At 60.7% G+C, this 15489-nt stretch carries 4 protein-coding genes; all 4 read right to left on the reverse strand.

Annotation, left to right across the window (positions count from 1 at the left end):
* The gene (locus NYR97_RS07120; protein WP_316697269.1) at positions 1–13377 is read right to left on the reverse strand and encodes a LysM peptidoglycan-binding domain-containing protein; all 13377 of its coding nucleotides are present in this window, start codon (positions 13375–13377) and stop codon (positions 1–3) included.
* An 89-nt stretch (positions 13378–13466) separates the two neighbouring features.
* Entirely contained in the window at positions 13467–14285 is an 819-nt protein-coding gene (locus NYR97_RS07125; RefSeq protein ID WP_316697271.1) for a glycosyltransferase family 9 protein, read from the reverse strand.
* A 6-nt stretch (positions 14286–14291) separates the two neighbouring features.
* On the reverse strand, positions 14292–14687 hold the full coding sequence (locus tag NYR97_RS07130) for a hypothetical protein (protein ID WP_316697273.1): 396 nt from the start codon (positions 14685–14687) through the stop codon (positions 14292–14294).
* Between the two features lie 2 nt (positions 14688–14689).
* Positions 14690–15247, reverse strand: a complete 558-nt coding sequence (locus tag NYR97_RS07135) for a tetratricopeptide repeat protein (RefSeq protein ID WP_316697274.1) — start codon at positions 15245–15247, stop codon at positions 14690–14692.
* Between the last annotated feature and the right edge of the window lie 242 nt (positions 15248–15489).

Here is a 15489-nt window from a genome sequence, read left to right on the forward strand (position 1 = left end):
TCAGTAAGAAACCCCATTAACGTCGCGTATAATTATGCCATTTCTATCTGCGTATTCCAATACAGCGGAGGGAATCGGCGCCCTTTGTACAGGAACCTCTAGAATTAGATCGCCTCTCAATGGCTGTCCGCGCAATACCACCGGGTTAAACGGACTGTCTGAAATCATGGCACCACTAGGATATTTTGCAGACAGTTCTTGCAGATAGCTTATCCCTGTTCGTGGCCTGATATCGCCTAGCTGGGAGAATTTTCTGGAGACAATTTCGCCTTCTGCCATTACAGAATTAGCGTTGTAGGAATCCACTCTAAATTTCCTCCCGGCTGAATCTACAACTTCAACTTCGTTGTATTGATATCTACCACGATTAATCCTATTAAATTCATTTCCCGCGTCAAACCGATCCTTAAGCCACTGAGGTAGTTTATTTGTAGTTGCTGAAGTTACATTAGGCTCATTCTCAACCCTACCAAACCGAACCCCCACGCTGCCAGCCTGCGATCGCCCAAGCCCACTAGCACCAATGTCATCAATCATCACACCATAGTTGCCATAGCGGTTCATCGCCTTGCCGACCAGCAAGCCGCCTGCAAACTCTCCACCCAAATTCGCGAGCGGGCGGTAATCGTTGTCCACTACGGCTGCGCCGGCACCATTGCCAATTACGGTCCCCAGCCCCACGGTTGCGGCGTACAGCGGATTGTGATCCAGCGCGAACTGGTCCCACGTCTGGCCTGAGCGTTCGTAGTCGCGCGACATCCCGCTGTTCATCTCAGGCAGCCAATAGTCGCCCTCTTCTCGGAAAAGGTTCGTGGTCACTGCTGCTGCAGCCAGCACCATATCGCCCACCCGCAGCGGCGTATCGGCAACTTCGCGCCCAACCCCTACGAATGCATTGCCGATGCCCTCAACAAAGGAGCCGGCGACTTCCCACCCGCTGATGCTGTTGGGATCGATCGTGATTGCTTCCGGATCGATCGGCATCGGCGCCACCGGCTGTGCAGTCGCAGGCGCCATGCGTGAGGCATTGATGGCACCAATATCCAGCGCGTTGCTGCGTTGGAACGCTCCTACGTCGATGGCATTGCTGCGGCGACGGTCGGCACGGATGTTCTCCACCGTCTGTGCACCGACCGCACGCATCAACGCTTGGTCACGGAGTTGCTGATCGCTTGCGCGGATCTGGATGCTAGATATGTTGCTGCGCGTGGCTCTGACCTCGACGGTATCAAGCGTCAGATCGCCATTGCGATCGCGTACATACCGACCCGGCGCCCCACCTCCATCTGCGGACGCAATTGCAGTGCCAGGATCAAACAAACTTGTGCTGGAGCTCTGTGTCAACGAGTTGACCAGTACATTGCTGAATGCATCGACTGCCAGATCGGTGTAGTCGATAGACCCTCTGCGCAAGGAAGCACTGACCACGCCCCCGGTAATGCCGGCCACGGTTGCCTGCCCATACTTCATCGTGTCCACGCCAATGGACTGCGCAATTGTCGGCGCCAATTGCTGTGTAATACCCGCAGTCACCGCACTGGCCGCCACGCTGCGCCAGCTGAAGCTGGCCTCGTTGCCGACCAATCGATTAGCCAGGTAATTACTGACATTGCCCACCGCTGCCGTGCTCATCGCACCGACGACGGGGCCCACACTTGCGGACACGGCGGTGCTGAGGCCGGCAGTTGCCGCACTCGCGATGGAACTTGCCGCCACATTGCGCCAACTGAAACTCGTCTGACCCATCGCGCTGCCAACGCCCTGGCTGGCGATTGACCCTGCTGCGCCTGCAACAGCGTAAGTAGCAGCTGAGGCAGCAACTGCACCTGCAGTACTAGATGCGGCGCTGAACGCCGCCGCAAAGTAGCCGCTCGTCGCACCCGCGGTGAAATACGTCACCACCACGGCCACCACCACCATGATGATCATCCCCAACGTACCGCACCCACTTTCCGGCGGCTTGGGGATATACGGCAGCGACGGCGTCGTCGAGCCGATCGCCTCGCTGGCGTTGAACGGCTTGAACGTGTTCGCGTCGTTAGTATTGGCCTTGACGTCGGGTACGTTCAACGTGGCACCGGCCACCAGCCCGCTGTCGTCGTCGATGGCGTTGGCTTCGGCCAGCACGTACCACAGGTTGCTGTTGCCGTAGAGCCGTTGTGCCAGGCCACGCAGCGTGTCGCCGGCCTGCACCGTCACCTTGTAGGTGCCCACGTCGGTGCTGGCATAGGCGTTCATCTGCCCCAGCACGTCGGTCTTGCCGTCGAAACGACCCGCCGCCACATATTGCCCATTGGCGAACGCGTACTGCTCGGTGCGCAGGCGCTCGGCATCGTCCTGGGTGAACTTGCCACCCTCGAACGTGCCCTCGGTGCGGCGCAGGATGTTGCCCTCCGCATCCATCGTGAAATACCGCAGCCGGTCATCGACCTTGCCGCCCGGCGTGTTCTCGCGCACCGACAGCAGCTTGCCCCAGGCGTCGTAGGTGCTGGTGCTGTTGCTGGTCTTGAAGTCCTTGTGCGTGCTGGTGCCGATGACCTGCTGAGTGAGGTAAGTCTCTGCGCCCTGGTAGGTGTAGCGGTAGGTGTGGGTGTAGCCCTCCGGCGTGGTCATGCCACTGCCTTGCTCGTTGCGCACCAGCGAGTAGCGATAACCGCGCAGGCGGCCGGCCGCGTCGTAACCGGTGGCCGGCGTGCCGTCCTGGTAGTTGACCACGCTGAGCAGCTGCAGCCCTTCCAGGCCGTCGTCGGGCATCGGTAGCGGGTTACCGTCCTCGTCCACCGGCTGATACACCCCGCCCATCGGGATGCCGTAGGCACTCTGGCTGATCAGCCGGCCATCGGCATCGTAGCTACTGACATCGATGCGCTTGGCCGAGCCGTCATCGGCGTACTGGCGACGCTCCAGCAGGCGCCCGGAGGCGTCGTAGCGGCTGGTCTCCAGCAGCCGGGTGACGTTGTCGGGCAAGGTCTGCACGATGCGCACCACCCGGCCCTGGTCGTCGTAGAACAACTGCTGGCGCTTGAGCACCCCGTTGTCGTAGGACTGGCGCAAGGTGACCTTGCCGTCCTTGTCGTAGCTCTGCAGCGAGCTGGTGTCGTCGTTGGCGATGACGATCTTGCCGGCCTGCAGCACACCGTTGCTGACCGTGACGCGGTTTTCCTTGTCGTAGTCGAACCAGTACGCCTTGTCGACCGGCAGCTCCTTGATGCCGGGTTCGACCGGAATATAGGTCCACTGGAAGTCGTCCACCCACAACGGATCACCGCCGGCGCCCTTGTTGGCGCTCGCACCGATGGTCATGAAGGCCGCACCCGGCGGTACCGTGGCGGTGACCGAGGATTTGTGCCAAGCACCGCCGGAGCCGCTGTCCACCACATTGCCCGAGGACCACGACGAACCCAGGCCACCCGGCAGCATGTTGCCGTCGGCGTCGTACCAGACGATCAATACCTGCGCAGAGGCGTCGCCGGCACTGGAGGCGCCCTGCTGCACCATCACGCTGGCAGTAACGCTCTTGCCCGGTACAACAGGTACGCGCTCCTGGTTGGTGATGCTCTTGGGGCCGCTGTTGGACCCGTTGAACTGCGCGCTGAAGGTGCCGGTGAAAGCATCGCCGTTCGCACCTTCCCGACCAATCGTCCAGCCTTCACCCAGGTCCCAGTTGGTGCTGCCCTGCTCCATCCCGGCATTGATCGGGGCCGGGTTGGGGATAGGGCCGATGGTGAATTGGAAATCGTCCAAGCGCATTGCAGCGCCTGGACCTCTACGGGCACTGCCAGCGATCGACATTGCCACCGCACCAGGCGGCACGACGGTGGTCACCGACGACTGCTTGTAGTCTCTGCTGCCACTAGTGACCAGATTGCCGCCTGCCCACGACTGCCCTTCTCCACCGGGCAACATGTTGCCGTCGGCACCGTACCAAATGATCAGCACCCGCGCCGTGGCATCGCCTGCCTGTGCGGTGCCTTGCTGCACCATGACACTGGCTGTGATCGTCTGACCAGCGGTGACTGTCACGCGCTTGTTATTGGTAATGCTTTGTGGCCCCTTGTTGGAACCAGTGAACCGCGCACTCCATGTGCCAGTGTTGGCATCACCGCCAGCACCATTCTGGGTGATGGCCCAACCTTCACCCATGGTCCAGCCACGACTGCCTTCTTCGAAACTCGCATTGGAGGGCTGCTCGCCCGCCGGGTTGAAGGCGCTGCCCATTTCGACAAGGCGGCGGTTGCCGACGGCGTCATAGGAATAACGCACATCCAATAGACGGCGCTGCGCCACCAGGTCGTCCTGGATCACACGCTCGATGCGGTTGTGCGCGTCGTAGCTGGTGCGTGTGGAGACGTGCAACAACTGGTTGTTGGCATCGTAGCTGGTGGTTTCTTCCAGCGTGCGGTTGCCGTTGGCGTCGTACTCGTAACGGGTGGCGTTGATCCTTCGCATACCGGTCGCGGGATCGCGAGAGGTGCTGGGCTCTTCGACACGCGCGACCAGGCCGTCGGCGTTGTAGAAGTAGTTGCGCGCACTCTCCACCAATGGCGGCATCGGCGGCTCCGGTTCACCCGGATCTTCGGGGAATTCGGGGTCTTGCTCCATCTGTGCCGAGGCGTTGGATGCGCGTTGCAACCCGAATTGCATGTTGCTGATCGACACCGACAGCAATTGACCAGACTCCCGGTCGTACGTGTAGTCGTAGTCCAGACCACTCAGGTCGTTATGGTCAATGACGCGATTGAAGGCATCGTATTTCCAGGTCTTATCATCAAAGTAGACCTGGTCGCCATCACGATCGAACCTCCAGTTCCAGCCCTCTGCAGCATTCTCGCTATTGACCCGCGCCAGCGCCAGCGCATTGCGCTCCTTGATCTTGTTGCCGCGAAGATCGTAGGCATACTCCACCACCACGCCAGTGGCGCTCTCAGAGCGGAGCAGCCGGCCCTGGCTATCGTAGGAAGCCTTGGTGACCTTGCCGTTGCTGTCGATGCTGACCAGGCGATTGCCATCCTGGTCCAGCACGTAGCGCTCCATCTCCTGCCAGCTGCGGCTGCCATCGGCTTTATTGCCGTTATCTGCCCACACCGAGACCACCCGGCCCGCCGCATCCACCTGCTTGAGGGTCAGGGTGCCATCTGCGTCGGAAGACAATGTCTGGCGACCCAGCGCATCGTAGCGATACCGCTTGATGCCGCCAGCGGCGTCCTCTTCGCTCAGCAGTCGGCCGCGGGGGTCGTACTGGTAACGACGACCATTGCCGTTGGCGTCGCGTGTGCCCACCAGCTGCCCCATCGCATCGTAGAACCATCGCATCACAGGGCGCTCGAAAGTCGTTACACCGGTAGCCGAAACCACCTTCACTTCCGGTGCCGTCTGCGAGATCAGCTGATTGGCGTCGTTGTACTCGAACGAAGTCTCATTGCCGTTGGCATCTCTAACCCAAATCTGGTTGCCCCAGCGGTCGTATCCGTGTTGCGTGACCACATTCGGAGATAACTCGCCGTTGCCGTCACCTAACCGCGTGCGCGTGCGGACGCGGCCAAGGTGGTCCATCTCGAGTGAGGTTTCTACATAGCGGCCGCCCTGCGACTGCCAGCTGGAATCTCCAACATAATGCGACTCGGACACCTGACGATTGCCGGCATCGTAGGTGAAGCGACGATCGACACCATCAGCATTTGTCCAGATGACATTGCCGTGGTTGTCGTATTCATAGCCGATTGTCTGATCTACCTCGGCACCGGCCGTATGGGTGTCCTTGACCTTGATCTCGCCGAACGCGTTGTACTCTACGCGTTCGCTAGCCTCCACGACCTCGTCAATAAGTTCGCCACCCGCGAAACTCTCGCGGAATGATTGCTTGCTGAGCTGGCGCCCGGTGTTGTCGTAGCTGTAACGCGTACTGAGCCAGGCCCACTCGCCCAGCTGTTCCGCCGCCTGCCAGGTGTAGCTGAACTTGCCGCTCTCCGATTGCGAGAACGCCGCATAACTGACTTTGCGACGCTCTTCCAGCACGCGGTCGGCCGCATCAAAGGTGCGCGTCAGCTCATTACCGAGTACATCGCGCTGCCAGACATTGCGTCCCTGCCAGTCATAACGGAAGGTTTGGGTGACCCAACCGGCACCCTCGGCGCCGCTGGACTGCTCAACCAGATTGCCGAATGCGTCATAGCGCATCGTCGTGGTGGGAACGACCGTCTGATACAGCTTGGGATCATCGATCCCGGAGAGATCGCCGCTCGCCAGCAAGCCCGTCGCAGCGGCGCTTACCGCAGCACGATCGCCTTCACGCGTAGCCACCACGCGGCCGAGCGCGTCGTAAGCCATGTTGACGGTCTGGTTATTGATGCGCGACTGGGTCAGCCGACCTTCGGCGTCGTAGGTGTAACTATTGGTGAGCGGGCCGACACTTGCGGCACCGAATCTGTCCTGCGCACGCCGCGTCACCGTCTCGGACGTCTTGCGTCCCAAGGCGTCGTAGACATAAGTCGTACTGCGATCTCTTTCTGAGAGCTCGACGTTACGCAGATCTTCGGGGTCGGCTTCGACGATCGGGTTGGCATACTCGGTCTGCTTGGCAATTTGACCAGTCGCCGTGTACTCGTAGGTCGTGACGTAACCTTCCGGATCCGTCCTCATCACTTCACGGCCATTGTCGTCGTAGACGTGGTACGTCATCGCATACGTGCCGTACCCGAGGTCACCGTAGTTGCCCCAGGTATCACGTTCGAGCAGAACAGCTTCTCTCTTCAGATTGCCAAATCCATCATAGAAAAAAGACGTGCGTGAGGTCGCGTTCCAACGCAGATCGTCTTCAACAGGCTCACCGTACCAAGAAGCGGCTTGCATCTCATCGGACGCTCTCGTCGGAGTCGGCTGCACCTGAGGCATCGTACCGACACTCGATTTACGTCCCGCGCGATCGTAGAACGTGTAGATAGTCCGGTCGTCGCTGTAATTCATCCATTCGAGATAGCGACCGATGGACTCCGGCCGTCCATCCGGCATATCAGTGGAGATATCAGCCTTTTCGGCATGACGCGTCAGCCGCGACTGCTCCCCGAAAGCGTTATATCCGTAGCTGATGACATAGCCTTCCGAATCCACATCATGGGCCAGTCTTCCTTGAGTGTCGTAGGACTTGTAGCTGTACCTGCCACGTACGTCTTTCTGCATGACCGCATTGCCGAACGCGTCGTACGTGACCTCGATGGTGGCGTTCTCGCCGGATGCCACCAACTGACCCGCCGCATCCAAGCGGCCGGCATCCGGGAAGATGGTGCGGATCTGGTGACCGCGGTTATCGTACTCATAGCGCGTGACGCGCGGCCGGCCGCCATCGGCGTCCTCGATCATCGAGGTGACATTGCCCTGCCCGTCATAGGTGTAACGGGTGACGAGGCTGCGCTGCACGCTGGTCACGGTTCCGGATGCATCAGCCGTCGCGACCGCGATGGATGGGCTGAATTGGGCGGTCTTGTTGCCGGCAGCGTCGTAGGTATAGTTCCAGACCGCACCGTTGCGATCTTGGTGGCGAATCACACGCCCGGCGCCGTCATAACCGAAGAACTCGACCTTGCCCAGGCGATCTGCCTGAGAGATCACACGGCCAGCAGCATCGTAACGGAACGATCCGCCCTGGTAATTGGTGGCGTTGGCAACGCTCGCCTCGACCTCGGCCAATGTTGCAGGCGCGGTGGTCAGCAACGTTGCGTAGCTGCGCTTGTCGATCACGCGCCCCATCGCGTCGTACTTCTGCTCGGTGACTGCACCACCGGCATCGATGGCAAAGCGCTGCCTGCCTGCCGCGTCGTAGTAATAGTCGCGACGGCGGATCAGACTATCCCTAGTTTGATTCTCATTGAGCTCTACTAGTTCTCGTTCCAATTGCTCCTGCACGTTGATCCAGGAATTTCCAAGGATCGGCCTCCCTCCGTCGCCGGGCGCTTGGATTGTTACTCCATAAACCGTTTCAGACGACAACTCGCCGGTGGCCGTGTACGTATACGCTTTTACCGAGAGCTTTCCATTCTCCCGATATCCAAAGTGATATTCGCTGGTTGTCTGGATTTCATAGATGACCCGACCGGCACCATCGCGAAGATAGCCGATCTCGCGGTAGTCATAATCCTGTGAATTCGCTATACCAAGCGTCGACTGCGAATAATTCGAACTTAAATCATCGGCTTCATACTTACCGGTATCGAGCCATTGACGTACGCTCTGATCCCAATTGTTATCGGCGTATTGTCCCAACTCAACTTTCTGGGAGTAATCTCTACGCCCTGAAAGCAGCCCGGATTGGTTATAAAAGAATTCGGTAACGGCACCGGTGCCGTCCACGGTCGCAGCAAGTGCACCACTGACATAATAGGCCTTCCACTGCACAAGGTCGCGACTCTCGTCCCAACCCAACGGCAGCGCGTCCAGGTTCGACTCGCCTCGCTCGAGTGTCAGCCTCGTGCTCTCATCAAGGGCGATCGGCAGTGCATGCCGAGTCGTTTTGACCTGACGACCCTTCGCATCATAGGTGTACGAGGTGGTCGCACCTGCGCCATCGATCGTGAGCGAGACTTGGCCGTCTGCGTTGAACACCATGTATTGCTGCTGGTCCAGCGCATCGTTACGTACAACTAGCGCCTGTATCTGTGCGCTTGTCGCCTGCAGTATCGTGCTGCTCAACGCGATCGGCGCAACATGCGTCCGGGTGGCTACGATGCGGCCCGCCACATCGTAGCGGCTCTCGGTGACAGCCCCGACGCCATCGATCTGGAATCGCAACCGATTGGCTTCGTCGTAGGTGTAGCGCGTCAGGCTGCCGCTAGCGTCCTGCCGCGCAACAAGATTGCTGTTGGCATCGTAGGTGTAGGTCGTCGTCAACGCGAGCTTGGTCGGGTCGACGACCTCTCTGACGCGCCTGCCGGCAGCGTCGTAGGTGTAGAGGGTGGTCCGCGCCGTGGCCGTGCCTGCGGCCTCGACGACGGAGATCTGCCGGCCAAGTTCGTCCCACGCGTAGGTGGTCTTGATCGCAAGCCCGCTCGGATCGACTATCGATTCCAGCAGCTGACCTGAAAGGTCGTAGCGGAAATCGGTAACCGTTCCCCTGGCATCCACCACGCGCAGCTGGCGCCCAAGCGCATCGTACGTGTAACGGGTTGAAGGACTACTGGCCAGCACCTCGAAAGAGCCGGTTTCTGGATTGAAGCCCCAGTTCGGCCGGATGCTTGCGATCTGCCTGCCGGCATCGTCGTAGACGTAGTTGAAGAGTTGCCCAGTCTCATCGCTGGAGATGAGTCGCCCGGCATCGTCATACTGACGATTCTTGTTGACCACGCCGTCTCTCCACGACACCAGCCTGCCGTTTGCGTCGTACTCGTAACTCGCCGGCTTGGCTCCTTCCACTTGCCGCAGCTCACCGAACTTGGTGTAACGCGATCGAGTCACCACACCCAGTGCAGAGGTGGTCTGTACTTCCAGCTCCGTATCGTCGTAGCTGAAACGTGCGGTGTTTCCGGTTGCGTCGGTGATTTCCAGCGCGCGCGCGAATGCGTCATAGCGGGTGGTCGTGGTTTCATCGCGCCCTTCTACCTGTCGCGAGGTTTGAATGAGCCTTCCATTCTTGTCGTAGGCAAACGTGCTGACGGCCCCGCGTGCATCGGTCTGGCTGACCGCACGCCCGAAGGCATCGTAGCGAACGCTTTGCGTCAGGTTGAGCCGTCGCGTCCCTGCGTCCTGCACGGTCTGCAACTGCAGGCCGCGACGGTCGTAGCTGTATGTTGTGACCATGCCACGCGGCGTACCAGCAGCACGCTCGAGCCGCTCGACCTCGCCAAATACGTTATAGGTCTGCAGCGTACGAACGCCGAGCGTGTCGGTCGCCGTGATGACCTGCCCGTTTGCGTTGTAGGTGAATTGCTGGCGGGCATCGTTTGCTGCAGTGAACGACAAGGTACCGAGCGCGTCCTGCAAGCTCTGACGGCTGCCAGGCACCGCAAGCTGTAGACGACCCCCATACCGAATCTGCTCGGTCTGGTCGCCAAAGGCGTTGTAACGCCACTCGGTGACTTCGGCCTGTGCATTCTTGACGCCTTCCACGCTGGACATACCCTGCGCGCTGTAACGCAGGCGCCCTTCGGCGTCGTGAATGAACCAGGTCGCCACACCATTGGGGTTAGTGCTGCGAACCATACGACCCAATGCGTCGTACTCGTAATGTGTGGCGTAACGGGCGATCAGCTCCTGGCGCTCTTCACTCGTCTGCGCTTGGTACAATTTTTCAGAGCCAACGCCATCCAGCTCGGCAACAAGCTCTCCGAACGCGTTATAGAAACGGTTGTTTTCCCGCGTGTTGACCGTTTCCCAGCCCCATTCGTCTGTACGCCGGTCTTCACTGTCAGTGTGTGCCAGACGGCCCGCCGCGTCATACGTGAAACGCGTCACCAGCCCACTTGTGGAAACCTCTGTTTCCAGCTGACCCAGTCCATTGAACTGACGTCGCTGCTGGCGGTAAGCAGATTCGTCGGCCACAGCCGCAACCTGTTGGCGAATGCTCGACCAGTCGCCTTGGCGCGTCGATGCAGCAACTTGCTTGTAGTACGACAAGGTGGCACGGCTGTTGCCGGCCTCATCGAACACGTATTCGGTGACGTAGCCTTCCGGATCGAGCTGGCCGACCAGATTGCCGCGCCGGTCGTAGAACAGACGGGTGGTCTGGTCCGCGTCTGCGGCAGCTGGAAGCAACTGTTGCAGCGTACCGGCTGCACGTAGAGTGGCCGTGGTGACGGTTGAGTAGGCCGTGCTGCGGATCAGCCGCCCGGCCTTGTCATAACCCCGCTCGACCAGAAAGCCTTCTGCATCCAACGTCGCCGTCAGCAGGCCCGAAGCATCATAGAAATTGCGTGTGACCCGCGCGTTGGCCCCCGTCCCGATGCTGGCAGTAATCAGGCGCCCCGCGCCATCGTAGGTGTAGCGGGTGACCGTACCCACTGCACTGGTTTCGGTGAGCACGCGGCCAGCGTCGTCGTAGCTGCGACGGGTGACGCGATCGTTGGCGCTGTCGAGCTGCAGTCCGATCTGCGACACCAGGGTCGGAACCACGGCTCCGTCTATCAGCCAGCTGGAAGTCGTAACGCGATTGGCATACGCCGTGGTGGCGATCACCCGGTCCGCACCATCGTAGCTGTAGCCGATGACGGTACCGGTGGCATCGACCTGCGCCGCCAGCCGGCCCTTGTCGTCGTAGAACTGGTAGACGCGCCCACCCAGTGCATCTTCGGATGCGCGCAACAGGCCGGTAGCGTCATAGATGTAGCGTTGCGTGCGCGCTGCGCCGACGGCAGACGGATCTTCCAACGTCGTCGTCGTCGTTCGCCCTGCGCTGTCGCGCACCTGGATCTGCGTCGCCCCGGCAGTCTGCGCGATGGCGATGCGTCCCACGCTGTCCAGGTATTGATACGTGGTCGTGCGCGTTGGCGGCGGAATGACTGGGTCGACTGGCGGATCGACCGGATCTACTGGATCTGTTGGATCAATAGGCGCTGCCGAGGGCGGCGAGCCAAGGCCAACCCCAGGACTCTGCACGGTGCCCAGCAAGCGACCCATGCCATCGTAGGAGTAATCCACAATCTCGCTCAGCACCGGCGCTTCGACGATGCCGCGCACGGTGGCCTTGCGCAGCAGCAGTCCCTGGCCGTCGTAGGTCGACAATGTCGTGAGCGTGGCCTGGTCGCGGACACCCGCACCGTTGGCGTCCACTTGCGCAAAAGCAACCGTTAGCGCCAGACGCCCATTCGGGTCGTAGCTGTATTCGACCAGCGAGGTGTCTGCCAACAACGGCGCAGCCCAGGCCTGCAACGCCGCTTCGGTGTAGGTCGTGCCGGCGTAGCTTGCATTGGCAAAACTGCGCGTGCTTGCCAGCTGGCCGATCCCTGTGCCGCTGCTCGCATACTCCAATGCGCTCACGCGGCCTTCGGCATCGACGACATAGCGCAGTCGATCCTGGCTGTCGTAGACGTAACGCGTGCGTAGCGCCCCTGCGACCGGGGGCTCTGCGGTGCTGAAATTGGTGGTCCCGGCGAGATAGCGGGTTTCGGAAAGCAGCTGGTTCTGCGCCGAATAGGCGCGAACGGTGACTTCGCCGGCCTTGTTGGTCTCGCGCAGCAGGTTGCCGCTGGCGTCGTAGATGTAAGTGACCTGGGTGAGCACGGCACTGCCGCGTGCCTGCCTAGTCGAGAGCAGGTTGCCTGCCGCGTCATAGGTGTAGCTGGTGACGTCGCGCTGGCCGCTCACGGGCGGGGCGAGGACCTCCAGGAGCTGTCCTGATGCATCGAAGCGATAGCTCCAGGTACGCCCCGCAGCATCGGTGATATCGGTCTGACGCTGATCGCTGGCATACGCCAGGGTGTAAGACTGCGCTTGCGCGCCTTCGCCATACGCAACACTGGCCAGACGTCCATCGCTTTGATAGCTGTAACGGGTGACCACGCCATCGCTCTGGCGCACCGAGGCGATCCTCAGGCTGGTCGCATCGACGTAGCTGTACTCGGTACGGAACAGGTGGCCATCGTTGGCCGCGCGGTCCGCCGTGTTCCAGACGTTATCTGTGTCGTCCCATGGGGTGAGGTCGGTGACCACGGCGGTCAACCGCCCCTGGGCGTCGTACTCGTAGGCGATCTGGTGTTCGATCACGCCTGCCTGGCGCGTGCCCACCGATGCAAGGCGGCCCTGTGCATCGTAAGAGAAGACGAGCGCATCGCTGCCGCTGGTTCCGTCGGCTTGCACAACCGCGCCGATGCGGCCATCCACGTCGTACACCACATCGAAGGCTGCGGAGGCGCCTCCATCGGTGGTTCCGGCGATGATGCGCAGCAGCCGCCCCTGCGCGAGCGCATCGGCATGATCGGCGAAGACTTCCTGGCGGCGTGTACTGCCTTCGGTCAACGTCCAGGTCTTGGACTCGGCATCCCAGGAAAGAGTGTCGTGCGCACCGGCGCCGGCGGTAGACACATACTTGCGTGTGGTCGTGTCGTACAGGAACTCGGTGCTGCTGCCGTCGCCTTGTTGCAGACGTGCACGCGAACCTGCGGCATTGAGCGAGCCGATCAGGCTGACCTTGCGCTCGAATCCGGTCAGCCAGCCGTCGGCACCGACGTCGGAGAGCTGCCCCAGACTGTTGTAGGTGCGGTTCAACCCAACCGACAGACCGCGGAAGTTCAGATGCTCGTCCGCAGCCTGCAGGACCAGATTGCCTTGCGCCACGTTGACGTATTGCCGGTCGCGTCCTTGACCCAGCGCGGCGGTACCACCGGTTGTCGCCCCGAGGGCAGCCAGAGAACTGTCGAACAGTCCCAGCCCATTGCCCGTAAACACTGCCACCATGCCCCTGCTCCTAATGGATTGTCGGTCGGCGTTCTTTCGCCGTTACCTCCCTACAATCCCGGGTCGCAGAAATTAGTTTAGGGCTGGCGTTACGGGCTCCCGATGACGCGTGAGGTTGCGCCGAAACCCTTAGCCCAGCGCTCGAAAGACGCCACGACCGCGTCCAACGAAACCGCCGCCATCCCGTCGGCTTCCACGCACAAGCTGTTGTCCCAATAGGGGCCGGCCTCGCTGAGTCGGGTCCGTCCATGCAGCCCGATGACGGGGATGTTCATTGCATCGCAGAAGTACAACGGGCCGCTGTCCACCGTCACCACCAGACTGGCGCGTCGCAATAACGCCGGCCAGTTTTCCGGCGTATCCATGCCGACCAGATTGACGTGCGCACCGCCGGCGATGTGATCGGCCAGCGCCTGCGACTGTGGCGGGCCGAATACCGCAACCGGAAATCCTCTATCCGCCGCGTGCTGTGCAAATGCGCGCCAGCGATCAGGCTCCCACCGCTTCGGAGCAAAGTCGGCCCAGGGGCTCAGCACGACCCATGGCCCTCCCGGCAACAGGTGCGATACCCATGGTCCATCGTCGGTCGGGATGTCCATTCTGACCGCCCGTGCATCCTGCGACAGGCTTTGCAACCAGACATCGGTAGGATGCATGTTCGCGCGCCAGTGCGGCCTGAGCACACGCCCATTATCGATGTGGAAGCGAAAGTGGATTGGCAATCGTCGGAGCGAGCGGTAATAGTTCGGCCGTAGGCCTACCACCGCCACCGGGCCGTGCTGGAGCGCAGCGCCAATTGCCGGAAGCGCCATCACCAGATCGCCGGTATGCGCGCCTTCCATCGGAAACACGATGCCATCCGGCGACCAAGCAGAAGGGATCAAGCTGGAAGCTGCATTGTTGCCCACGTTCCGCTACGCCTTGCGCTGCAATGAACGCACCAAGCCGGCGAAGGCTTGCCCCTCAGGATCGTTCGCATCGAGCTGCGCTTCGATCCGCCGCATGATCGAGGCCCACTCGGAATGCTCACGGAATGTCTGGCCGAACTCCCAAAGCAGCACTTGACGAATCAATAGCGGCCGCGCCCGGCGCACTGCAGGCAGATCGTCACTGGACAGGTCGCGAACGATCTGCATCAACTGGCGCTCCAATTGCGCTATCGACTTTGCCTGTTTGACTACAGACGCGGCCTCGGTCTCGGCCTTGCGATTGATCGATGACGCTTGAGCGACCTGACCACGCCCTCGCACTGTCTCGCCACGGATCGCTGCGATCAAGGCAGCAGTTGGAGAGAGCCGGCCCAATTCCATCGTCAGTTGTAGCGGCTGTAGTTCGACAACAGCATCGATGCGCCAGGCAATGCTTCGTCGGTGTTGACCTGCACTGTCGCTGCTGCCTGTTCACCGTCGGACAGCGTACGCACAAGCTGCTGCATATCCGCCTGCAGTGCGGCGAAAGGCTGTGGTTGAGCCAACCCCATCTGCAGCTGCGAAATGGCGAGCTCGATGTGATCGTTTGCAATGGAGATCAAGGCACTAGCATAACCGCCGATCGCGCCATCGACTGATTCGGACAATGGCGTCAACATCTGGATCGCTTCGCTATTGCGTGCGGTGACCAGTAAAAGCTGACCGAGCTGAAAGCGCGCCATGACGAGCTGCGGTGACAACTGCAACGCCGTCCTGAATTCCTGCTCGGCAACACTCAGCTCTCCAAGCTGTGCTCGCTGTGCGGCCAGTAGATAGTGAGCTTGTGCGCACGCGGGGTCTTGCTCAAGCAGCGCGCCAAGCAGCGCAATCGATTCTGCGTCCTTCGCATCCAGCATAGCCTGCGTTGCACGTGCAAGAAGTTCGTCTGTGCTCTGTGTCATGTGGTCTCACAATCGGAATATGGACGTTCATCTGTCTATCCCCTTTCGGCGCAAATAGTTTAGCGGCCAGTAGCACACTTGCGAGGGACAACCGCGATCACACTTTGGGTTTGACCCACTTGCATTGCGGCTTGATGACAAAAACCGGAACTGAACCGGGCGCGATGATTCATGCACCAGTCAGTTCAAAATTCATGTCGCGTTCCATCGAATAACGGAGAATTTACATCTCGGCAGCGAAC

This window comes from Xanthomonas hydrangeae, assembly GCF_032697525.1.
Lineage (GTDB): Bacteria > Pseudomonadota > Gammaproteobacteria > Xanthomonadales > Xanthomonadaceae > Xanthomonas > Xanthomonas hydrangeae.

Bases quoted from the DNA above. Each gene is read 5' to 3' on its own strand.
- NYR97_RS07120 (WP_316697269.1), bottom strand. From the start codon at position 13,377: ATGGTGGCAGTGTTTACGGGCAATGGGCTGGGACTGTTCGACAGTTCT.
- NYR97_RS07130 (WP_316697273.1), bottom strand. From the start codon at position 14,687: ATGGAATTGGGCCGGCTCTCTCCAACTGCTGCCTTGATCGCAGCGATC.
- NYR97_RS07135 (WP_316697274.1), bottom strand. From the start codon at position 15,247: ATGACACAGAGCACAGACGAACTTCTTGCACGTGCAACGCAGGCTATG.